Here is a 22,378-nt window from a genome sequence, read left to right as displayed (position 1 = left end):
TGCCGCTGGCAGGCCCGCAATGTTATCTCATTCGGCGGCGGAGGCCATGGCACTGTATTCGGTCTTGATCATGTCGGCGCATTTCTCGCCGATCATGATCGAGGGCGCATTGGTGTTGCCCGACACCAAGAGCGGCATGATCGAGGCATCGGCCACGCGCAGCCCGTCGAGCCCGCGCACCTTTAGCTGCGGGTCGACCACGGCCATCTCGTCGACGCCCATCTTGCAGGTGCCGACCGGATGATAGACGGTGTCGGCGCGGTTGCGGATGTGCTGTTCCCATTCGGTGTCGGTGGTGTTGTCATGCACCCCGAAGAGTTCCTTGTGCTTGTATTTCCCCATTGCCGGGGCTTCGAGCACGGCGCGGGTCATCTTGGCCCCCTTGATCAGGGTTTGCAGATCGCGGTCGTCGCTGAGGAATTTCGGGTCGATGCCGGGATCGGCCATCGGGTCGCCCGATTGCAGGAACACCTCGCCGCGCGAATGCGGGCGCAACACGCAGACATGGCAGGAATAGCCGTGACCCAGGTGCAGCTTGCGCGCGTGATCGTCGACGATGGAGATCACGAAATGGGTTTGAACGTCTGGCCGGTCCAGCGACGGGTCGGTTTTGAAGAAGCTGCCACACTCGGTGATGGTCGAGGCCACCATCGAATTGCCGTGCTTGCGCCATTTCAGGATTTCGCCGAACAGCTTGGCCGTGGCGCGCAGGCCGATGCCGATATTGTCGGTGTCTTTGGTCGTATAGGCGAGGATGAAATCGAGGTGATCTTGCAGGTTCTGGCCGACGCCGGGCAGTTCATGCACCATGCCGATGCCATGCGGGGTGATATCCTGTGCCCGGCCGACGCCGGACAATTGCAGGATCTGCGGTGACTGGAAGGCACCAGCACTCAGGATCACTTCCTTTCCCGCCATGGCGCGATGCGTCGCCTTGCCGACCCGGTATTCGACCCCGATGGCGCGCTTGCCTTCGAACAGGATGCGCGTGGTGCGCGCCTTGGTGATCACGGTCAGGTTCGGGCGCTTGTCCATCACCGGGAACAGATAGGCCGCCGCGGCCGAGCAGCGCTCGCCATTCTTGTCGGGGCTGTGGTGGATGGTCGCCTGCCAATAGCCCGCGCCGCTGTTGTCGCCCCGGTTGAAATCCTCGGTCCGGCGGATCTGCATCTGGGTGCTGGCCTCGATGAATGCCTCGGAGATCGGACGTGGCGCCTTCTGGTCCGAGACCTGGAGCGGCCCGCTGTCACCATGCACCGCGTCGCCGCCGCGCACGTTGTTTTCGGCCTTCTTGAAATAGGGCAGGACGCTGTCCCAATCCCAGCCATCGTTGCCCAGTTCGGCCCAGCTGTCGTAATCCTCTTTCTGGCCGCGCACATAGAGCATCGCGTTGATGGCGGAGGAGCCGCCCAACGCCTTGCCGCGCGGCTGATAGCCCTGGCGCCCGTTCAGCCCCGGCTGCGGCACCGTCTTGAAGGCCCAGTTGTTGATCTTGCCATAGCCGGGCAGCATCGCCACAACGCCCATCGGTGCGCGGATCAGGATGTCCTTGCCGCTGCCGCCCGCCTCGAGCAGGCAAACCTTGACCTTTGGGTCCTCGCTCAGGCGCGACGCGATGGTCGCCCCGGCAGATCCGCCACCAACGATTACGAAATCATAGCTCATTTCCTGTTTCCTCCCCTGTCCGCCCAGGCCCGGAACGACCCGGGGGCCCACGACCGGTACTTTTGGCCCGGCCGACTGGTGTTAATGTACTCGGATCTCGGCAAAGCCGGGCTTTTTCGAGATCTCCAGAAATCTGCCGTCACCGGGCGCAATCGCCGAAACACGCGCTGCCGATGGCGAACGATTCGTCCCTATGCCCCACGATGACACGCAAGCCGTCGACGCGGCAGCGCATGTTGAAAAGCGAGCCGGTACCGCGAAAACCGCACCGCAAACCATTGTTTCCATTACATCCTCCCATGGCAAGGCGACGGAAAGATAACCGGCACAGATCTGCGCGGAGGCTTCCGTCGAGTGGCCTGCCGCTTTGACTTAACTATTAGTACTGAACATTTGTCTAGTTTTTTTATCCAGCTTGTGTTTATGAATGAAGCCAGGAGACAGCGCGAAACCCGTCCTTGAACGGATCAGGCGACGCGCTGGAAAAGGGAGGAAGATGATGAAAACCAAGATTATGCATGGAATAGCTGTGTCCGCTGCCCTGACGTTGGCGGCCTTGCCCGCGTCGGCCGAGACGATTCTCAAGCTTGGGTCGGTGGCGCCTTCGGGGTCGCCCTGGGGCAAATGGGTGACCGGCGTTGCCGCCAAGATCGAGGAGGTTTCGGGTGGCGAGCTGAAGATCGACCTGCTGCTGGACGCACAGGCCGGGGACGAGCAGACCATTCTGCGCCAGACCGCCAAGGGGCGTCTGGACATTGCGTTCGTGTCCAACGTTCCACTGACCCTGCTGAGCCAGGAAATGGCGATTCCGTCGGCGGCCTATCTGTTCGACAGCCCTGAACAGGGAACCTGCGTTACCTATGAACACCTGTCAGGGGTGTTGGGCGAGATCATGGAAAACGCCGGGGTGGTGCCGCTGACCTGGATGGAGGTCGGGCATTACGTGCTGTTCTCGAAAGAGGCGCTGTCGACCCCTGCGGACCTGAACGGGCTGAAGATGCGCATCGCCCCGTCGATTGCGGATGCCGCATTGGCGAATGCCTGGGGTGTGCAGGGCGTGCCCATGGGGACCTCGGACACCATTCCGGCGCTGCAAACCGGAGCCGTGGATGCGGCGTGGTTCCCGACCCTGTTCGGCATTGGCATCGGCACCCACAAGGTGGCGCCGCATGTCACCGTGACCAACCATGCGCGCCTGATCGGCACCGCCGCCGTGTCCGAGCGCACCTGGTCCAAGTTGAGCGATCAGGAGAAACAGTGGCTTGGCGTGTTCACCGCCGCCGGGCCGAAACTGACCGAGGGCATTCTGGGCGCTGAACCCGCGCTGTTGGGTCAGCTCGAAGCGGGCGGTGTGCCGGTTCACAAGCTGAGCCCCGAGGAGGCCGGGGCCTGGAAAGCGTCTGCGACCGGTGTGCTCGACGCCGTCATTGCCGAAGCGGGCGGAAACGCTCAAGCGGTTGCCGACCGTATCGCCGAGGCCAAAGCGGCCTGCGGCGCATAACCGCAAACCGCGACGTCAGGTTGTGAAAAGATGAAGCGCTTTCTCGAAACCCTCCTGCGGGTCGAAGGGATGGTCGCGGTCGCGGCATATACCGTGACCTGTGGCCTGCTGCTGGCGGATGTGTTCGCCCGCGAAATCCTTTCGCAGGCGATCTGGGGTGCCCAGAAGATCGCCGTCTTCGGCGCCATCATCGCCGGCATTCTCGGCCTGACGATTGCGGTGGGCAACAATGCCCACCTGCGCGCCAGTTTCGCCGACACCGTTCTGCCCTTTGCATGGGTGGACCGAGTCGGCGATCTGGTCTCTGCGCTGCTGTTTGCCGGTCTGTGCTGGTATTCCGTGGAGTTCGTGTCGGAGTCGATCAGCTTCGGGGACAAGGCAGAGGTGATCAGCATCCCTCTGTGGCCTGTCCAGCTGGTGTTTCCCTATGCCTTTGGCACCGCGGCCCTGCGGCACCTGATCTTCTTTCTCAAACCGGCGTTGCGGCCCGGCCCGGCGGGAGAGGGTTGAGCCATGGAAACGCTTGGTCTGTTTGCCCTTTTCCCCATCCTGCTGGTTTTGCGCCAGAGCGTCATCCTCATCCTGCTGGCCGCGACCGCCTATGTACACCTGGTCTGGGGCGACGGATACATCGTCTACCTGATCGAGGACATCTGGACGGCGATGGACAATTCCGTCCTGCTGGCGATCCCGATGTTCATCATCGCGGGCGCGTTGATGTCGCGCGGGTCTATCGCCGAACGGCTGATCGAGATCGTCAGTGCCGCGACGCAATGGATGCCCGGCGGGCTGGGCTTTGCCACCATCCTGAGCTGCGCGCTCTTTGCGGCGATTTCGGGATCATCGCCCGCGACGCTGCTGGCCGTTGGGGCGGTCATGTACCCGGCCCTGAAAACCGCGGGCTACACCCGGAGTTTCGCCTTGGGCGCGGTCACCTCGGCAGGGACACTGGGCATCATCATCCCGCCGTCGATCCCGCTGATCATCTACGGGATCATCACCGAGACCTCGATCGTCGACCTGTTTCTTGCCGGGATCATACCCGGCGTGCTGCTGACGCTGGCGCTGGGTCTTTATAGCGTGATCCGGAACCGCCACGTGCCGCGCACCGCCTTTTCCCTGCCCCGCCTGGTTGCCGCTTTGCGCAACGGGATCTGGTCGCTGTTGTTGCCGGTGATCCTGCTGGGCGGGATCTATAGCGGGTATTTCTCGCCGACCGAGGCGGCGGCGGTCTCGGTCGGCTATGCCTTGCTGATCGAGATCTTCATCCATCGCGAATTGGGCATACGGGACTTCTTTGCCGTTGGTCTTCAGACCGCGCAGATGCTGGGAACGCTGTTTCCCATCGTGGCGGTGGCGCTGTCGATCAAGACGATCCTGGCAATCGAAGGCATTCCGCAGGATTTCGCCTCCTGGCTTCAAGGCGCTGTCAGTTCGAAAATCGCATTCCTGCTGGCGGTGAACGCGGCGCTTTTGATCATCGGCTGCCTGATCGACGTTGTCTCGGCGATCCTGCTGCTGGGTCCGATCCTGTTTGCCGCCGCGCACAGCTTTGGCATCAATCCGGTGCATTTCGGGATCATCATGGTGATCAACCTGGAAATCGGCCTGCTGACCCCGCCTGTCGGGCTCAACCTCCTGGTCGCGATGACGGCGTTCCGAGAGCGGTTTCGGGACATCTGCGTTTCGGTCCTGCCCTTCATCGCTATCATGATCGGCATCCTGCTGCTGGTGACATTCATCCCGCAGCTCTCGTTGTTGTTCGTGACACCATAGGAGTAAGCGCGATGCAAGGCCGGACGGAAAACAAAAATCGCTCGTTCTGGGGCTGGGGCCGGATGGATTTTACCCTGACCCAACCCGAGACCGCGCTGATCGACGGTATAGCGCGCGCATTCCGACGCGACCCCGCCACCATCGCGCCGGAACCGAAGGTTGCGGAATTCGAGCTGCGGGCGCCGCGCGTGACACCTCCGGCAAGCCTTGCCGAAATCATGTCCGACGGCGCCCATGACCGGTTGTCGCATTCCTATGGCAAAAGCACTGCCGACAATATCCGCATGGTGATGCGCCATGTGCCGGAACCGGTCGATCTGGTCGCATTCCCAAGGACCGAAGGCCAGATCGCGGCGCTTCTCGACTGGGCCAGCGCGAATGACATCGCGGTCATCCCCTATGGCGGCGGGTCGAGCGTTTGCGGTGGGGTCGAGCCCGATGTCGGGCCAGCCTATCGCGGCACGGTTTGCGTGGACATGCAGAATTTCGACCGCGTCCTCGAGGTCGACAGCCTGAGCCGCACCGCGCGCATTCAGGCCGGTACCTATGGTCCGGCACTGGAAGAGCAGCTGCGCCCACATGGTCTGACGCTGCGGTTCTTTCCGCAAAGCTTTGAATTCTCGACCTTGGGCGGATGGATCGCCACCCGTGCGGGCGGGCATTATGCCACGCTGATGACCCATATCGATGATCTGGTCGAGGCGACCCGGATGGTCACACCAGCGGGCATCATGGAGACCCGGCGCCTGCCCGGCTCGGGGGCCGGGATATCCGGCGACCGTATGGTATTGGGGTCCGAAGGGAACCTGGGGCTCATCACCGAGGCCTGGATGCGCTTGCAGGACCGCCCGCGGTTCCGCGCCTCGGCTTCGGTGCGGTTCGACAGTTTCTTCAGCGCCGCCAAGGCCGTGCGCGCGCTGTCTCAGTCAGGGCTCTACCCGACGAACTGCCGCTTGCTCGACGAGGCCGAGGTTGCGGCCTATGGCATCGGCGACGGCAAGAGCGCGACGCTGGTCCTGGGGTTTGAGAGCGCGGATCACGCGCTGGACCCGTGGATGGAGCGGGCCGTGGAACTGATGGCCGATCACGGCGGACGCTGGGATGCCGAAGCGGTGGCGGCCTCACTCATGGGCGGCGACGAACACCGCAAGGGCGCGGCGGGCGCCTGGCGCGAGTCCTTTATCCGCATGCCGTATTACCGCGACCGCCTGACCCGGCTGGGTGTCATCGTAGACACGTTCGAATCCGCGATCACTTGGGACAGGTTCGAGGATTTCTATCGCAACGTCATGGCCGATGTCGGCACCGCGATCAAACGCGCGACAGGCAAACCGGGACGGCTGAGTTGCCGCTTTACCCATGTTTATCCTGATGGCCCGGCGCCCTATTTTACATTCTACTGCGATGGCGGCGCACCCGGCGACATGACCGGAGCCTTGGAGGCCTGGCGCAGTATCAAACAGGCCGCGAACGCCGCCGTCACCGCGCATGGTGGCACGGTCACCCATCACCACGCGGTGGGTCGCGATCATCGTGGCGGCTATGAGGCGCAAAGCCCGGCCCTGATGCGTGCCGCAATTGCCGCGATGAAAAGCCGCCTCGACCCAGCGGGCATCCTCAATCCCGGCGTCTTGATCGACCCCGACAACCGGCAGGTCGGTCGGCGCGGCGTGCTGATGACGCAACCATCCGAATGACACCTCAAACGTCCCGGAACCGGGCACCAAGGACAAGCAAGGAGAAGGCAATGGAAATCCTACCCATGACCACCGCGCTGGGCGCCGATATCTATAACGCGGATGTGCGCAACCCCGAGCATGTCGCCCGGATCAAGGACGCCTTTGCCAAATACTCGGTCCTGTCGATCCGCGATCAGCATCTGGAGCCGGAAGAGCACATCGCCTTTGCCGAGGCGATCGGCAAGATCAACATCAACCGGTTCTTCACCCCGCTGGATACCCATCCCAACATTGCCATCGTGCTGAAGGAAAAGGACCAGACAGGCGCGATCGGTGAGGTCTGGCATACCGACCATTCCTATGACGCCGAGCCGGCGCTGGGTTCGGTCCTGAGCGCCCGAGAGATGCCGCCGGTGGGCGGCGACACTGCCTTCAGCTCGATGGCGGCGGCCTATGACGCCCTGTCGGACCGGTTCAAGAAAATGCTGGAGGGGCTGGAGGCCTGGCACGGCACCTATCATGTCTTTGTCAACAGCCCGGCGGCCAAGAAGGCCCGGGAAGAGGGGCGGCTGAACGAAAACGCCATGCCCGAGCCGGATGTGAAACACCCGATGGTGATCCGGCATCCGCTGTCGGGGCGCCCCTGCCTGTTTGTCAATCCGCAGTTCACCACCCGTATCGACGGGATGTCCCCCACCGAATCCGATGCGATCCTGAACGGGATCTACCAGCATTGCCAGCAGCCGGAATTCCAGTGCCGCGTGCGCTGGCGCGAGGGCGATCTGACCATGTGGGACAACCGTTCGACCTGGCACAAGGCGATCAACGACTATCACGGGTACCGCCGCTACATGCACCGCATCACCATCGAAGGCTGCGCCCTGAGCGCCGCCTGAGCCTCTCGCCGCATCGCCGATCCCGACAAGGAGGTTTCCAATGTGCAAAAACCCCGCAACCGACCATACCGCCGCCGCCAACCGGGCCGTGCTGGACCTGCTGAACTTTGGTGACCGGCAGGATTTCGAGGACGCCAGCCGCGGCTTTGTCGCCACCTTCGAGGAAGACGCGATCACCGGGGCCGAGGGCAAGATCGCCTTTGACCTGAAACGCTATGAGTTCATGTTGGGCGCAGCGCCCGATACGGTGAACCCCAGCCTGTGGCGGCAGGGGCATCTGAGCGCCCTTCACGGGCTTTTCACCATCCATCCACGTATCCATCAGGTGCGCAATGCCGATATCTCGAACATGACGCTGATCGCGGGTGACACCGGATGGATCGTCATCGACCCGCTGCTGACCGTGGAAACCGCGCGCGCCTCGCTGGCGCTGGCAAACCGGCATCTGGGCGAACGTCCGGTGGTGGCGGTGATCTATACCCATTCCCATGCTGACCATTTCGGCGGCGTGCGCGGTGTCGTCGATCAGGCGGATGTGGCGGCGGGCAAGGTGCCCATCATCGCCCCCGACGGGTTCATGGAATATGCGATTTCCGAAAACGTGCTGGCGGGCAATGCCATGAACCGGCGCGCGCAGTACCAGTTCGGCATGGGGCTGGACGCCGGTCCCCGGGGGCATGCCAGCTGTGGACTTGGCCCGGCGGTGGCCGCCGGTTCGATCAGCCTGATCCCGCCCACAGACACGGTGTACCGGACCGGGGAAACCCGGGTTGTCGACGGGGTCGAGATCGAATTCCAGATGGCTAACGGCTCCGAGGCGCCCTCGGAGTTCATGTTCTATTTTCCGCAGTTCCGGGCGCTCTGCGCCTCGGAAGTCACCACGCATAACATGCACAACATCCTGACCCCGCGCGGCGCCGAGATCCGCAATACCCTGGGCTGGGCCAAATACATCGACGAGTCGATCGCGCTTTTTGCCGAGCGGACCGACCTGATCTTTGCCTCGCATCACTGGCCGCAATGGGGCACCAAGCGCATTCGCGGCTTCCTGACCCGGCAACGCGATCTCTATCGCTTTATCCATGACGAGACGCTGCGGCTGGCCAATCATGGCCATACGATCCACGAGATCCCCGAAATGCTGGAGCTGCCCAAGGGGTTGCGGCACGATTTTGCCTGTCGCGGCTATTACGGCACGCTCAAGCACAACATCAAGGCGGTCTACCAGTTCTATCTGGGCTGGTGGGACGGCAACCCGTCGACCTACGATGCCTTGCCGCCCGCAGAAAGCGCCACGCGGCTGGTGCGCGCCATGGGCGGCGCGGAGGCGGTGCTGGCCGAAGGGCAGCGTGCCTATGACGCGGGCGATTATCGCTGGGGGGCCGAGATCCTGAACAAGCTGGTCTTTGCCGAACCGCAGAACGCGGCGGCGCTCAAGCTTCAGGCCGATACCCTGGAACAGATAGGGTATCAGGCCGAGGCCGGAACATGGCGCAACATATTCCTGTTGGGGGCGCAGGAGTTGCGCGAGGGCATCCGCCCCTCGACGGTCAATACCTCGAACCCGGATGTACTGTTTAACATGGGCATCGGAATGGCGTTGGATTTCCTCGGGGTGAAGTTCAACGCCAAGAAGACCGACGGCGACTTCTCCGTGCTGCTGGATTTCACCGACAAGGGGCAAAGCCACCGTCTTTCCGCGCAGAACGGCGTGCTGGCGAACACAACGTACCATGACGGTCGGGCCGACCTGACCCTGCGGCTGACCGAAGTGGCGTTTTTCAAGTTGCTTGGGCGTATCGCCTCGGTCCAGGAATTGGCCGGTGAGGGTGCGCTGCGTCTGGAGGGCGACGTGACCCGACTGACGGCATTGTTCGGCGCGATGGACGAGTTCGATCCGAATTTTGCGATCGTCACGCCGTAGGTTTGGCAAACTGGTCCGAGCGACCGGGCGTCCGAAGACCGGAGCGGGCTCGACAGCGCAAACGCGGCTAGGCGTTGCCCGACTGCTGGTTCCGAAAGGAGGGAGGGTGGTAGCGTGAGGCGGACTTGAACCGCCGACCCCAGCATTATGAGTGCTGTGCTCTAACCAACTGAGCTATCACGCCGCAACCACGGGCGGTGACTACCCAAGCGCGGCGGCGGTGTCAAACGGATTCCGGGGCATGTCCGGCAAAATTTTCCCGACCGGTTTTCGGGTGTCTCCGAGGGTCGGGGGCGCTGCCCCCACCGCCACAAGCGGCGGTTCCCCCGGAGTATTTGAAGCGAAAAGAAAAGCCTGCCCCACAGGGGGATCAGCCCTTTTTCTTGATCTCGACTGTGTGCGGATAGGGAATCGAAATGCCGCCCGCATCGAAGGCTTCCTTGATCTTGCGGGTCAACTCGAACTTCAGTTCCCAATAGTCGTCGGCCTTGCACCAGAGCCGGGCGGTGAGATCGACGGAACTGTCGCCCAGATTGGTGACGCGGACCCAGGGCTCGGGGTCGGACAAAACCCGGGAATTGGCGCGCGCGGTCTTTTCTATGATCTTCATCGCCGTGCCGGCATCGTCGCCGTAGTCGATGCCGAACACCAGATCGACCCGGCGCGTGTCATGGGCGGAGAAGTTCATGATGATCGACCCCCAGGCCTTGCCGTTGGGCATGATGATCTGGACATTGTCCGGGGTGACCAGTTCGGTGGTGAAGAGGTTGAGGTCGCGCACCGTACCCGCGGTACCGCCGATATCGACATACTGGCCAAGCTTGTAGGGCCGGAAGATCACCAGCATGACCCCTGCGGCAAGATCGCTGAGCGTTCCCTGGAGCGCCAGCCCGATGGCCAGCGAGGCGGCGCCCAGGATAGCCACGATGCTGGTGGCCTGAATGCCGAAGATACCCAGGACCGCAACCAGCACTATGGCCAGGATGCCCCATTTGACGGTGCTGGCCAGGAAATTGCCCAGTGTCGGGTCGATATGGGGTGTCGCGTTGATCCGCCGGCGTACCATGCCCGCCACCGCTCCGGCGACGATCCAGCCGACGATGAGAACGACAAGCGCCTTGCCCGCGTTCAGAACCAGCGGCCACAGCATATGGGCCTGATCCATGTATTCCTGCATTGTTTTCCCTCTGTAAGACTTTGGCCAAAAACTTGGGGCCGCCCTCGCCCGGAGAGCGGCCCCGTGGCTTGTGTGGCGATCAGCGCTTCAAAGCATCGCGGATTTCGAGCAGAACATCCAGTTCCGAGGGCCCTGCGGGGGCAGCCGGTTCAGCCGCGGCCTCTTCCTTGGCAGCCGCGTCCTTGGCCCGGTTCACCGCCTTGACCAGCAGGAACACCACCCAGGCAATGATCAGGAAGTTGATCACCGCCATGAAGAAAGCGCCGTAGGCAAAGACCGAGGCCCCAGCCTCGCGCGCGGCGGCGAGCGAGTCGTAGGCGGCGCCGTCACCGCCCAGCACCACAAAATTGTTGGTAAAATCCACCCCGCCGGTGAACAGGCCGATGATCGGGTTGATCAGGTCGTCGACCAGCGATTTCACGATTGCCGTAAAGGCGGCGCCGATGATGATGCCGACCGCCATGTCCATCACGTTGCCCTTGGCGATGAACGCTTTGAATTCCTTGAGCATGTTCCGTTCCCCTGGATGTTCCATTCTTGTTGCGGGCACTCTGGCCCAGCGCAGGATTAACCGCTGGCGCCCATAAATCACGGGGAAATTTCGCATTCCGGGTATAGCTTTTCCGGCGCCCGGACCCGGGCGGTGTTCGTCAGGGCACAGACCGTATGAAACCGGCGCACAGACCGGGGCCTTAAACCGGCGGGCCCGCACCCCTAGCTTGAGGCAACGCGAATCCGGGATAAGGAGCCCCCTGCCATGTTCGATCTCAACGAATTCCCCGTAAGCCGCCGCTGGCCGTCGCAAAACCCTGACGTGTTGCAGCTCTATTCCTTTCCCACGCCGAACGGGATCAAGGTCTCGATCCTGCTCGAGGAGCTGGGCCTGCCTTATGAGGCGCATACCGTCACCCTGTCGGACGCGGATGTCAAAAGCCCCGAGTTCCTGTCGCTGAACCCCAACAACAAGATCCCCGCGATCATCGACCCGGACGGGCCGGACGGGCAGCCGCTGGCGCTGTTCGAAAGCGGTGCGATCCTGCTGTACCTGGCGGAGAAGACCGGGCGTTTCATCGGTGAGACCGCCGCAGACAAGGCGCGCGTCGTGCAATGGCTGATGTTCCAGATGGGCGGGGTCGGGCCGATGTTCGGCCAGCTCGGGTTTTTCTACAAGTTTGCCGGAGCCGAGATCGAGGATCCGCGCCCGCGTGACCGCTATATCGCCGAGGCACGGCGGATTCTGGCGGTGCTAGACGGGCAGCTGGCGACACGGGACTGGATCGCGGGCGAATACTCGATCGCGGATATCGCCATCGCCCCCTGGCTGCGGGGGCTCGACTATTACGGCGCGCGCGAGGTTCTGGGCTGGGACGGTTTCCCAAATGTCGTGGCCTATCTCGACCGGTTCCTGGCGCGGCCTGCGGTGCAGCGCGGGCTGACGATCCCGGCGCGCGAGGGGTGATCCCAATCAGACCCGGCGCGACAGGGGTAGAAAGACAAATACGCCCAGTATCGCCAGCACGATGACAAAGGCGGCAAATTCGAAAGCGGCGGACACAGTTCCGGCGCTTTCGGCCCATTTGCCGCCCAGACCGGGCAGGATCGCGAAACAGGCGTAATAGACGGTGTAGAACAGGCCCATGCCGATGGCCCGCTGTTCGGGTTTCAGAACGCGGGCGGGCAGGCTGATCAATCCCGCGACCGGTATGCCCGACAAGAGACCGATCAAGGCCATGGTGATCAGCATCGGCGGGACGCGGGGAAACAGGAACAGGGCGAGGCCAAAGAGGCTGAGGCCGGTCAACAGCACCGTCGCGGGCCGCCCGGTGCGATCTGTCAGCCAACCGCCGAATGTACCGGTCACGACAACTGTCCAGGAAACGATGCTGATCGACAGGCCCGCCAGTTCCAGCGACATCCCCCTGTCGACAAGCGATGTGGGACCAAAAGACAACAAGGCGGCGAGGCTGGCGTTGAACGCGCCCCAAGAGAACCCGGCAACAAGCACCGCGCCAAGAATAGCGCCCTGCGGCACGGCCCGGGCAGGCGTGCCTGTGGTGACGGGCGCTGTGTCGGGGCGGCGATAGAACAGGAAAAAGGCGGCCAGGGCCGTCGCGATCAGGCCGGTTTCGACCGCGAACGGCAGGGCAACGCCACCCTGGGCCGCCAGCCAAGGCTGTACCACAAGCGACAGGCCGATACCGGCAGGCCAGGAGTTGATGAAGATCACCATGGCGGTTGCGATCTGGCGATTGGCGAACCAGTCGAGCACCAGCTTGCTCATCAGGACGTTCATCAGGATGCCGCCGATACCGGCCATCAGCCGGGCGGCGCTGAACACGCTCAACGGCGGTTGCAGCGCCATGATCAACGACCCCGCCATCATCAGCGCCAGGCCGTAAAGGATCACCCTTTCATCACCGAACCGGCGGGCGATGCCGCCGCCCGGCAAAGCGACCACCACGCCCGGCAGGAAATAGAGCCCCACGATCCAGCCGAGCCCGGCGATATCCAGCGTGTAAGTGTCAGACAACACCGGACCGATGCCGCCGATGGTCGCGAACTGAAAGGCCATGGTGCAGCGCACCAGAAACAGCAGGATAAGAATACGCCAGTGCAACGCCATCGTTCCCCCTCCGACAGCAAATGCAACCAGCATCAGTATAATCCGTTGTCCGTCAACGAAAATCGCGTGAGGGTCAGGCGGGCAAGGTCCCGGTCAGCACATACCGCAAGACGGCGACCACCTGCGCGGGCGTCTCGGTGACGGCGAGCGCAGCAGCGTGCACCTCTTTCAGCGCGTGCTGGTGTTCGGGCGGGCTGAGCACGATGATCGACTTGCCCAGCGCGGCGGCATAGCCCGCGTCAAAAGCGGCGTTCCACTGCTTGTACTTGTCGCCAAAGCGGACCACGACCACATCCGCCTCGGATATGCTCTTGCGGGTGCGGATGGCGTTGACCATGGCGCCCTTGTGATCGTGCCAGTACTTATTGGGTTCGGCACCCAGGATCGCCACACCGCAATCGTCGCTTGCGGCATGGTCGGTGACCGGGCTGGCAAAGCTGACATCCAGCCCCTTGGCACCCGCCACGATCTGTTCGCGCCAGTCGGTGTGAATCTCGCCCGAGAGGTAGATTTTGAGGGTCATCAGGGCCTCCTTTCCGCTGGCCCCGACCCTAGGGTCAGGGGCTGGCGGGGGCAACCCCGGCCGGTCAGCGGCGACGGGCGACAAGGAAGCGGCGCGGGTCCTTGGCCGGGAAACTGTCCTGTTCGATCAGGTCGAACCCGGCGCGGATCACGGCCCGGTCCAACTGTTCCTCGGTCAGAAAGCGCACGGGCGGCGCCTTGCCCAAGAGTTGCATCACCGGCAGGGCCAGACGGATCGCGTAGAGCTTGAAACTGTTTCGACCGGTTCCGACACAGAAGGTTTTCGAGATGAAGAGCCCGCCGGGTATCAGCCGGTCGCGGATCGCGGCAAGGCTTGCATCCAGATCGTCGACCAGATGCAGCAGGTTGAAGGCGAGTACTGCATCGAACGGACCCTCGGGTGGATTCTCTGCCGCCGCCTCGACAAGGTACATGTTGGTCACGCCTTGTTCCGCCGCCTTGTGCCGCCCGACCGCCAGCATGGCCGGGGCGCTGTCACTGGCAACGATCTCGGCCACGTTCGGGGCCAGCCGCAAGGCGGTGGTGCCGGTGCCGCAGCCCAGTTCCAGAACCCGGTCGCCCGGGTTCAGGTGGGCCGCGGTGCGTTCGATCGTATAGTCATAAGATGCCATGTCCGCGATCGGGGTGCGGGCGTATTTCTCGGCGATCCGGTTCCAGAATGTGACGCTGTCAACCATGGGTGTCTCCTTTTGCCGGCAGAATAGATATGCGCAGAGCCATTAGAAATTGCCGAAATACGCAGTTTGCTTATACAGGAATGCATGAGCGATCTGACCAAGCTGGACTGGAACCATATCCGCGCCTTTCTGAAAACCGCCGAGGCGGGGTCTCTGTCGGCTGCGGCGCGGCGGCTGGACCTGACACAGCCGACCCTCAGTCGGCAGGTGGCCGCGCTGGAGCAGGATCTGGGCGTAATGCTGTTCGAACGGATCGGGCGGACACTGGTGCTGACCGAGGCGGGGGCCGACCTGCTGGAACATACGCGCGCCATGGGTGCGGCGGCGGACCGGGTGGCGCTGGCAGCCTCGGGCCAGGCGCAATCCATCGAGGGGCGCGTGCGGATCACTGCCAGCGACGTGATGTCATCCTATGTTCTGCCCGAGGCACTGCGCCGCATCCGCGACCAGGCCCCCCGGCTGGAGATCGAGGTGATCGCGGCCAACGATATCCGCGACCTGATGCGGCGCGAGGCGGATATTGCCATCCGCCATGTGCGCCCCGAGCAGCCCGACCTGATCGCCCGGCTGGTGCGCGAGGCAACGGCGCATTTCTATGCCGCCACCCGCTATCTCGACCGGCGCGGGCGGCCAGTGACCAAGGCTGATCTGGCGACGCATGATTTCATCGCCTTTGGCGATGTCACCGAGATGCTCGGCCATTTGACGCCGATTGGCCTGCCGCTGACGCGCGCGAACTTCCGCCTTGGCTCGCAAAGCGGGGTGGTGGCCTGGGATTACGTGCGGCAGGGTTTCGGCATCGCACCGATGGGCGATGATGTGGCCGCGTTGACCGAAGACGTGGAGCGGGTGTTACCAGAGATGGACCCGCTGGTATTCCCGGTCTGGCTGACCGCGCATCGCGAGGTACACACCAGCCGGCGCATCCGGCTGGTGTTCGACATATTGGCGGAATACCTGTCCGAGTCCGGCAAGGGTTAGAGCAAAAGCTCCAGGGTCACTTTAGACTGCGAGGTCGAACTGACCTGCCACCCCAAGTACCGGTACATCGCCAGGTTACCCGACATGGCCGGATGGGTGGCCAAGCACAAGCGATTGCAGCCCGCCCGTCGTGCCGTTTCGATGGCAAACCGGATCAGCGTCCCGCCAAGCCCGGTTCCACGCATGGCGGGGTCAACGCCGACATTGATCAGATGCGCTGACGGCGCCGCTGTTGAAAGGTTCAGAAAACCGGTCAGACCACCCTGCCCGCGCGTGACCCAGATCCGCCCCGCGGCGATTTCCGCATCCAGACCGGATGTCATGTCCGGCAATACCAATCCCTGTTGCGCATAGCGCCTGTAGGCGGCCTCGATCAAAAAGATCAAAGCCGCCTCGTCATCCGGAGCGGCTCTGGTCGGGGTTGGCAGTCCGGTCACGGTCAGCCGCGCAGGATGCCGCCGGTGGCCTTGGCGACCTTCTCGACGATCTTGGCGCTGACGGCCTCGATGTCCTTTTCCTTGAGCGTGGTCTCGGTCGGTTGCAGGCGCACGGTGATGGCCAGCGACTTCTTGCCCTCGCCCAGCGAACCGCCGATGAACTCGTCAAAGACGCGCACATCCTCGATCAGGGCCTTGTCGGCACCGGCGGCGGCATTGACAAGCGTCAGCGCCTCGACACCCGCATCGACCACAAAGGCAAAGTCACGCTCGACCGCTTGCAGGTCGCGCAGCGCCAGCGCCTCGCGCGTGGTGCCCGATTTGCGGGGCAGCGGTACCTCTTCGGGCCAGAGGACAAAAGCCACCGCCGGTCCCTTGACATCCATTGCCTGCAACACGCGCGGGTGCAGCTCGCCAAAGATGCCCAGCACCTTTTTCGGGCCCAGGCAGATGCGGCCATGGCGACCCGGATGCCACCAGCCCTCGGCCCCGCGCAGGATCTGCACCTTGGCGGGCGCGCCCATCGCGGCCAGCACCGCCTCGGCATCGGCCTTGGCGTCATAGACATCGAAGGCGCGCGCGGCACCGTGCACGTCCTTTGGCCCGGTACGGCCGACCAAGAGGCCCGCGATCTGCGCCCGCTGCTCACCCGGCTCGCCGCCATGGAACACAGGACCCGCCTCGAACAGGGCCAGATCGGCGAAACCGCGCGCCTGGTTGCGGGCGGCGGCAGCCAGCAGACCCGGCAACAGGTCGGGGCGCATGTGGCTCATTTCCGACGAGATCGGGTTTTCCAGCATGGTGGCCTCGGTGCCGCCACCGAACAGCGCCGCCGAGGCCTGGTCGATGAAGGTGTAGCTGACGCATTCGTTGTAACCCAGCGAGGCCGCCGTGCGGCGCGCCATCGACAGGCGGCGTTGTTGCGGGGTCATCACCGGTTTCGGCACGCCAGAGGTCAGACGCGGCAGCGGCTTGCCCACCAGCTTGGTCAGCGACGCGATACGGGCCACTTCCTCGACCAGATCGGCCTCGCCCTGCACATCGGGGCGCCAGCTGGGCACATGCGCCATGTTGCCTTCGAGCCGGAAGCCGAGGCGCGTCAACGTCTGGCGCTGCTCGCTTTCGGGGATGTCCATGCCGACCAGCGACCGCACCCGCTCGGCGTCCAGCTTGTAGGCGCGGGAATGATCGGGCTCTGCACCCGCGATCACCACATTGGATGCCTCGCCACCGCAGATATCGAGGATCATCTGGGTCGCGTGTTCCAGCCCTTCGAGCGTATAGGCCGGATCGACCCCGCGCTCGAAACGATAGCGCGCGTCCGAGTTGATTTTCAGCGCCCGGCCCGCCAGCGCGATCTGCACATTGTCCCAATAGGCGCTTTCGAGGAAGACGTTCACCGTCTCCTCGGTGCAGCCGGTGGCCTCGCCGCCCATGATACCGGCGATGCTCTCGGCCCCTTCGTCGTCCGAGATCACCATCATGCCGGGCTGGAAGGTGTATTCCTTCTCGTCCAGCGCCTTGAGCGTCTCGCCCCCCGCCGCGCGGTGGATGCGCAGGTTGCCCTTGACCTTGTCGGCGTCAAAGACGTGCAGCGGGCGGTTGTGGTCATAGGTCATGTAGTTGGTGATATCGACCAGCGCCGAGATCGGGCGCAGGCCGATGGCGCGCAGCTGGTCCTGCAACCATTGCGGGCTGGGGCCGTTGCGCACGTCGCGGATCAGCCGGCCGGTGAACAGCGGGCAGCCGTCGCTTGTATCCTCGTCGATGGTGACCTTGATCGGGCAGTCGAAATCGCCCGGCACCGGCGCATAGGCGCGGGTTTTCAGCGTGCCAAGGCCGCGCGCGGCCAGGTCGCGGGCGATGCCCGCCACGCCCAACGCATCGGGGCGGTTGGGGGTGATCGCGATCTCGATCACCGGGTCGACCTTGGCCGGGTCATTCTCGGCCAGCCAGTCGATGAACAGCTCGCCCACCTCGCCCGAGGGCAGCTCGATGATGCCGTCATGTTCTTCGGAAAGTTCCAGTTCGCGCTCGGAACACATCATGCCGTGGCTTTCGACGCCCCGGATGTTGCCGACCGAGAGGGTCACGTCGATGCCGGGCACATAGTCGCCCGGTTTCGCCAGCACCACGGTGATGCCTTCGCGCGCGTTGGGGGCGCCGCAGACAATCTGTTTCTCGCCCTCGTTGGTTTCCACCACGCAGACGCGCAGACGGTCGGCATCGGGGTGTTGCTGGGCCGATTTGACATGGGCCAGGGTGAATCCGGCCAGCCGCGCGGCGGGGTTTTCGATGCCTTCGACCTCGAGCCCAAGATCGGTCAGCGCCTCGGCGATCTCGTCCACGCTGGCGGTGGTGTCGAGGTGGTCTTTCAGCCAGGAGAGTGTGAATTTCATTGTTCTTCCCTCGTCGGGCAAATGCAGCAAGTCTGTGAAGTCCGGCCTGCATCGCGCAGACCGGCCAAGTCCGGTGTTACCTGCTCAAACCGCCATGCAGGTTCGGCATGTCCAGCGCGGCAAAGCCGTAGTGGCGCAGCCAGCGCAGGTCAGAATCGAAGAAGGCGCGCAGGTCGGGGATGCCGTATTTCAGCATCGCCAGACGGTCGATGCCGATGCCGAATGCAAAGCCCTGGTACACATCCGGGTCGATGCCGCCGGCAGCGATTACCTTGGGGTGCACCATGCCGGACCCCAAAATCTCCAGCCAATCATCGCCTTCGCCGATCTTCAACTGGCCGCCTTCCCAGGAACAGCGGATATCGACCTCGGCCGAGGGTTCGGTGAAGGGGAAATGCGAGGCGCGAAACCGCAGTTCGACATCATCCACCTCGAAGAACGCCTTGACGAACTCCTCGAGCGTCCATTTCAGGTTCGCCATCGAGATGCCCTTGTCGATCGCCAGCCCCTCGACCTGGTGGAACATCGGGGTGTGGGTCTGGTCATAGTCGGCGCGGTACACGCCGCCCGGACAGATTACGCGAATGGGCGCGCCCTGCAACTCCATCGAGCGGATCTGCACCGGCGAGGTATGGGTGCGCAGCACATGCGGCGGGCGGTTGTCGCCCTCGGCCCGCGCCATATAGAACGTGTCCATCTCGGCCCGCGCCGGATGGTGGCCGGGGATGTTGAGCGCGTCGAAATTGTACCAGTCGGTCTCGATCCGGGGCCCTTCGGCGACGGCGAAACCCATCTCGGCAAAGATCGCGGTCAGTTCCTCGCTGGCCTGGCTGATCGGGTGCAGCGTGCCCTGACGGCGCGGCCGGGTGGGCAGCGTCACGTCGAGCCATTCGCTGCGCAAACGCTCGTCGAGCGCGGCATCGGCCAGCGCCGCCTTCTTGGCGGCCAGCGCGCTGTTGATCTCATCCTTGAGCGCGTTCAGCGCCGGACCGGCGGTCTGGCGTTCCTCGGGTGTCATCTTGCCCAGTTCGCGCATCATCAGGGCGATCTCGCCCTTCTTGCCCACGGCGGCGACACGGATCGCCTCGATCGCGGCCTCGTCGGCGGCCTCTGCGATCTGGCCCAGATATTTGGCTTTAAGATCGTCCATGACGGTCCCCTGAAATTGCTCCGGAACCTGCTATCGGCCAATGGGCGCGATTGCAAGACGGGCCGGGTGGTTTGGCCCCGCTGTTACCGGGATAACGCGGCCAGTTAGGTGATGCGCCGCATCATCGCCGCCATGGTATAGGCATTCGCATAGCCCAGGTCGCGGGCGACGCGGGCGGCGGGCCTGCCCTGGGCCAGACCGCGCAACGCCGCCTGACAGCGCAGCCGCTGTGCCCATTTGCCGAAACTCACGCCGGTTTCCATCTGGAAATGGCGGCTGAAGGTGCGGCGGCTCATCCCCGCTTCGGTGGCCCAGTCATCCAGGCTGCGCGGGCTGGCGGGCGTGGCGATCAGCGCGTCGCAAACCCGGCGCAGACGCGGATTCGCAGGGTAAGGCAGCGCCAGGGGCGAGACCGGGGCGGCCAGCAGCTCGATCAGGATGAGCTGGCTCAGATGCAGGGCGCGGGGCGGCATCGGCCAGGGATTACCCATCCCGCAGAGCGCGGCGATCAGCTGCGCCAGCAGCGGCGAGACCGTGACCAGTCGGCATCGGGCCAGCGCCTCTGCCCCCGGCAGATCCGCACGGACATAGAGCGATTGCAGAAGCACCGCCCCAACCATGCGGGTCTCGTGCGGCTGTTCTGCCGGAACGATCAGCCCATAACCGGGCGGGATAGCATAGGAGTTCGCCTCGGTCTCGGCCATCATCAGGCCCGAGATCGCGTAAAGCAACTGATGCCGGGGGTGCCGGTGCCAGGTAGAGACATAGCCGACAGGATAGTCGCGCGCATAACCGACCACTTCGTGCGGCAGGGATTGCACGCGATCCGCCGAGGAGTCCCGAAGTTGGATCTGGTTGTCAGTTTGGCCCATTTGCAAAGGTTTTGACCTCATTCCTTGAAAAGGACAAGATATCACAGGGGCAGATGCAACAGGAGATGCCGATGCGCCCCATCACCGAGATGACCGAGCTTCAAACCCTTTATGACGCGGCGGTGCCCGCCTCGTTGACCAAGGTTCGCACCCGGCTAAGCCCGCTCTATCGACAATGGATCGAGGCATCGCGGTTCTGCGTGGTGTCGACGGTCGGCCCCGAAGGCACCGATGCCAGCCCGCGCGGCGATGACGGCCCTGTGGTGCGCATCGTCGATGACAGCACCCTGTGGCTGCCTGACTGGCGCGGCAACAACCGGATCGACAGCCTGCGCAACATCTTGCGCGACAACCGGGTCAGCCTGATGTTCATGGTGCCCGGCTGCCAGAACGTGGTGCGGGTGAACGGCACCGCTTTTCTGACCGCCGACACCCAGGCCCGCGCCAGTTTCGAACGCAAGGGGCGCCAACCCGCGACGGTCATCGTGGTCACGGTGGGAGAGCTTTACTTCCAATGCGCAAAGGCGCTGATGCGCTCGGGCCTATGGACGCGCGGCGACGAGAGCGGGCTGGTGCCGACGGCGGGCCAGTTCCTGCGCGAACAGGACGCCGGTTTCGCCGCCGAGGAGTATGACGCGGGCTATGCCGAATATGCCAAGCCGCGGATGTGGTGAGAGGCGCGCGGCCAGCGGGGCAACACGGGTTACGACATCCGCGAGCCTGATGTCGACGTCATACTGTGCCGCGCCGATGAGGCTTTGCTTCAATCTCGCCGTGAGATAGTCAGAGATGATGGAAGCGGCTGCCGCACTCAACAATTGGATGATGACGACCGGGCGCCGGTCGGGTGATCCGGTCGGAATTGTCTCGCATTTCTGCGCGACGCTGGTCACTGCCGGTGTCCCGCTCTGGCGCGTGAACATAGGCCAACGCTTTGCCAATCCCTTGCTGATCGCCTGGGGCGTGGTTTGGACGCCGGACGGGACAGAGGTCTATGATGTGACACATGCGCGGATGCTGACCGACGGGTATATCGGCAGCGCGTTTGAATACATTCTGGAAAACCAGCGCCCCCTGCACAAAAGCCTGCGCGACCTGGACCCGTCGCGCGACCATGTCTCGTACCTGGAGTTCGCAGCCGAGGGCGGGACGGACTACTATGCGACCTTGCTCGACTATGGAGACGGTTCGCAGCACGGCTGCACCTTTGCGACGCGGGTCGAGGATGGGTTTTCACCCGAGCATCTGGCCCTGATCGAAGCGGTAAAGCCAGGACTGTCCTCGGCGCTGGAGCCGATCACCATGCGCAAGTCCACCCAGAGCCTGTTGCGCACATATCTGGGCGATGGCCCCTCCAAGGCGGTCTGGAACGGCGCCATCAAGCGCAGTGAACGCAGCACGCTTGAGGCCGTCATCATGTTTTCCGATCTACGGGGGTTCACGGCCTTTTCCGATACGCAAAGCGAGCAGGACGTATTCGACGCGCTGGACGGCTATTTCGAAGTGGTCGTGCAATCCGTTGAGGAAAACGGCGGTGATGTGCTCAAGTTCATGGGTGATGGTGTTCTGTCGGTCTTCCCGATCTCTGGCTCTGCGGAAACGGCCGAGCGATGCCGCCAATCCGCTCTGGCAGCGCAGGCTGTGCTTGCCGGGCTCGCTGTGTTGAACGGGCGGCGCGCCGCCGAGGGCAAGGGGGCGCTGGAGGTCGGCATCGGTCTGAATGCCGGTCAGGTCAGTTATGGCAATATCGGCAGCCAGGGCAGGCTGGATTTCACCGTGCTTGGCGGCGCGGTCAATGTCGCCAGCCGGGTCGAGGGGCTGACCAAGGCCGTCGACGCCCCGGTTCTGGCCACGGCGTCGGTGGCGCGGCATGCAAGCGACCTGTTCGTTTCGCGGGGTCGGCATGCGGTACGCGGACTGAAGGATACGGTCGAGATCTTCGGCCTTCGGGAAAACGCCTCTTGAGGCATACCTTCGCTTTCGCGCCTTGAAGGCCGGAACCAGGCGGCCGCCGAGATGAGCCACCCTTCTCCGAAAACGAAAAGACCGCCCCGAGGGGCGGCCTTTCCTTCACTGTC

General features: G+C 63.7%; 20 protein-coding genes and 1 tRNA gene. 10 read left to right on the top strand and 11 right to left on the bottom strand.

What is annotated here, in order from left to right; translation table 11 throughout:
* Window positions 1–27 precede the first annotated feature (27 nt).
* A complete protein-coding gene (locus tag G0P99_RS10960; protein WP_164129692.1) occupies window positions 28–1,665 on the bottom strand; it encodes a GMC family oxidoreductase in 1,638 nt (545 codons plus the stop codon).
* A gap of 499 nt (window positions 1,666–2,164) precedes the next feature.
* On the opposite strand from G0P99_RS10960, the gene G0P99_RS10955 reads away from it, so the two are divergent.
* The 6 genes from G0P99_RS10955 to G0P99_RS10930 are packed head-to-tail and all read left to right on the top strand — an operon-like array spanning window position 2,165 to window position 9,441.
* A complete protein-coding gene (locus G0P99_RS10955) occupies window positions 2,165–3,166 on the top strand; it encodes a TRAP transporter substrate-binding protein (RefSeq protein ID WP_164129690.1) in 1,002 nt (333 codons plus the stop codon).
* A gap of 30 nt (window positions 3,167–3,196) precedes the next feature.
* Complete coding sequence (locus G0P99_RS10950; RefSeq protein WP_164129689.1) at window positions 3,197–3,676, top strand: TRAP transporter small permease; 480 nt, start codon at window positions 3,197–3,199, stop codon at window positions 3,674–3,676.
* A gap of 3 nt (window positions 3,677–3,679) precedes the next feature.
* Complete coding sequence (locus tag G0P99_RS10945; RefSeq protein ID WP_164129687.1) at window positions 3,680–4,942, top strand: TRAP transporter large permease; 1,263 nt, start codon at window positions 3,680–3,682, stop codon at window positions 4,940–4,942.
* A gap of 11 nt (window positions 4,943–4,953) precedes the next feature.
* Window positions 4,954–6,639, top strand: coding sequence for an FAD-binding oxidoreductase (locus G0P99_RS10940; RefSeq protein ID WP_164129685.1), 1,686 nt, complete (start codon window positions 4,954–4,956; stop codon window positions 6,637–6,639).
* Between the two features lie 50 nt (window positions 6,640–6,689).
* On the top strand, window positions 6,690–7,517 hold the full coding sequence (locus tag G0P99_RS10935; RefSeq protein WP_164129683.1) for a TauD/TfdA family dioxygenase: 828 nt from the start codon (window positions 6,690–6,692) through the stop codon (window positions 7,515–7,517).
* 40 nt (window positions 7,518–7,557) lie between these two features.
* Window positions 7,558–9,441 carry an alkyl/aryl-sulfatase gene (locus tag G0P99_RS10930; protein WP_164129681.1) on the top strand — a complete coding sequence of 628 codons (1,884 nt, stop codon included), beginning with the start codon at window positions 7,558–7,560 and terminating at the stop codon, window positions 9,439–9,441.
* Window positions 9,442–9,548: 107 nt separating this feature from the next.
* Here the strand turns inward: G0P99_RS10930 and G0P99_RS10925 are convergent.
* From G0P99_RS10925 to mscL, 3 genes are all read right to left on the bottom strand, one after another.
* Window positions 9,549–9,625, bottom strand: a tRNA-Met gene (locus G0P99_RS10925).
* A 186-nt stretch (window positions 9,626–9,811) separates the two neighbouring features.
* A complete protein-coding gene (locus G0P99_RS10920; protein WP_164129680.1) occupies window positions 9,812–10,618 on the bottom strand; it encodes a mechanosensitive ion channel family protein in 807 nt (268 codons plus the stop codon).
* A gap of 79 nt (window positions 10,619–10,697) precedes the next feature.
* Window positions 10,698–11,129 carry a large conductance mechanosensitive channel protein MscL gene (mscL, locus tag G0P99_RS10915; RefSeq protein WP_164129678.1) on the bottom strand — a complete coding sequence of 144 codons (432 nt, stop codon included), beginning with the start codon at window positions 11,127–11,129 and terminating at the stop codon, window positions 10,698–10,700.
* 246 nt (window positions 11,130–11,375) lie between these two features.
* Between mscL and G0P99_RS10910 the strand changes: the two genes are divergently transcribed.
* Complete coding sequence (locus G0P99_RS10910) at window positions 11,376–12,077, top strand: glutathione S-transferase family protein (RefSeq protein WP_164129676.1); 702 nt, start codon at window positions 11,376–11,378, stop codon at window positions 12,075–12,077.
* Between the two features lie 6 nt (window positions 12,078–12,083).
* Here the strand turns inward: G0P99_RS10910 and G0P99_RS10905 are convergent, their stop codons facing one another.
* The 3 genes from G0P99_RS10905 to G0P99_RS10895 all read right to left on the bottom strand — a co-directional run bounded on the left by G0P99_RS10905 (window position 12,084) and on the right by G0P99_RS10895 (window position 14,461).
* The gene (locus tag G0P99_RS10905) at window positions 12,084–13,241 is read right to left on the bottom strand and encodes a CynX/NimT family MFS transporter (RefSeq protein ID WP_164129674.1); all 1,158 of its coding nucleotides are present in this window, start codon (window positions 13,239–13,241) and stop codon (window positions 12,084–12,086) included.
* Window positions 13,242–13,314: 73 nt separating this feature from the next.
* Window positions 13,315–13,764: a YtoQ family protein gene (locus tag G0P99_RS10900; RefSeq protein WP_164129672.1), complete on the bottom strand. Its 450-nt coding sequence runs from the start codon at window positions 13,762–13,764 to the stop codon at window positions 13,315–13,317.
* A gap of 64 nt (window positions 13,765–13,828) precedes the next feature.
* Complete coding sequence (locus tag G0P99_RS10895; protein WP_164129669.1) at window positions 13,829–14,461, bottom strand: class I SAM-dependent methyltransferase; 633 nt, start codon at window positions 14,459–14,461, stop codon at window positions 13,829–13,831.
* Between the two features lie 84 nt (window positions 14,462–14,545).
* Here G0P99_RS10895 and G0P99_RS10890 point away from each other — a divergent pair, with 84 nt between their 5' ends.
* On the top strand, window positions 14,546–15,442 hold the full coding sequence (locus G0P99_RS10890) for a LysR family transcriptional regulator (protein WP_164129666.1): 897 nt from the start codon (window positions 14,546–14,548) through the stop codon (window positions 15,440–15,442).
* Here the strand turns inward: G0P99_RS10890 and G0P99_RS10885 are convergent.
* The 4 genes from G0P99_RS10885 to G0P99_RS10870 form a co-directional block, all read right to left on the bottom strand.
* Window positions 15,439–15,879, bottom strand: a complete 441-nt coding sequence (locus G0P99_RS10885) for a GNAT family N-acetyltransferase (RefSeq protein ID WP_370462755.1) — start codon at window positions 15,877–15,879, stop codon at window positions 15,439–15,441. The two genes, G0P99_RS10890 and G0P99_RS10885, sit on opposite strands and share 4 nt — an antisense overlap.
* A 2-nt stretch (window positions 15,880–15,881) precedes the next feature.
* Entirely contained in the window at window positions 15,882–18,278 is a 2,397-nt protein-coding gene (pheT, locus tag G0P99_RS10880; protein WP_164129664.1) for a phenylalanine--tRNA ligase subunit beta, read from the bottom strand.
* A 76-nt stretch (window positions 18,279–18,354) separates the two neighbouring features.
* Window positions 18,355–19,428 (bottom strand): phenylalanine--tRNA ligase subunit alpha, encoded by a 1,074-nt coding sequence (gene pheS, locus G0P99_RS10875; protein ID WP_164129663.1) that lies wholly within the window; start codon window positions 19,426–19,428, stop codon window positions 18,355–18,357.
* Between the two features lie 104 nt (window positions 19,429–19,532).
* Window positions 19,533–20,249: a helix-turn-helix domain-containing protein gene (locus tag G0P99_RS10870; RefSeq protein WP_164129661.1), complete on the bottom strand. Its 717-nt coding sequence runs from the start codon at window positions 20,247–20,249 to the stop codon at window positions 19,533–19,535.
* A gap of 122 nt (window positions 20,250–20,371) precedes the next feature.
* Between G0P99_RS10870 and G0P99_RS10865 the strand changes: the two genes are divergently transcribed.
* Together G0P99_RS10865 and G0P99_RS10860 are read left to right on the top strand one after the other, a co-directional pair.
* Window positions 20,372–20,974: a pyridoxamine 5'-phosphate oxidase family protein gene (locus tag G0P99_RS10865; RefSeq protein ID WP_164129659.1), complete on the top strand. Its 603-nt coding sequence runs from the start codon at window positions 20,372–20,374 to the stop codon at window positions 20,972–20,974.
* 115 nt (window positions 20,975–21,089) lie between these two features.
* Window positions 21,090–22,265 (top strand): adenylate/guanylate cyclase domain-containing protein, encoded by a 1,176-nt coding sequence (locus G0P99_RS10860; protein WP_239059770.1) that lies wholly within the window; start codon window positions 21,090–21,092, stop codon window positions 22,263–22,265.
* The last annotated feature ends 113 nt before the right edge of the window (window positions 22,266–22,378 follow it).

The organism is Ruegeria sp. PrR005, from assembly GCF_010500245.1.
Taxonomy (GTDB): domain Bacteria; phylum Pseudomonadota; class Alphaproteobacteria; order Rhodobacterales; family Rhodobacteraceae; genus Ruegeria_B; species Ruegeria_B marisflavi.
Note: the sequence above shows the minus strand (reverse complement) of the source record. Positions and strands in the feature narration are given on the sequence as shown.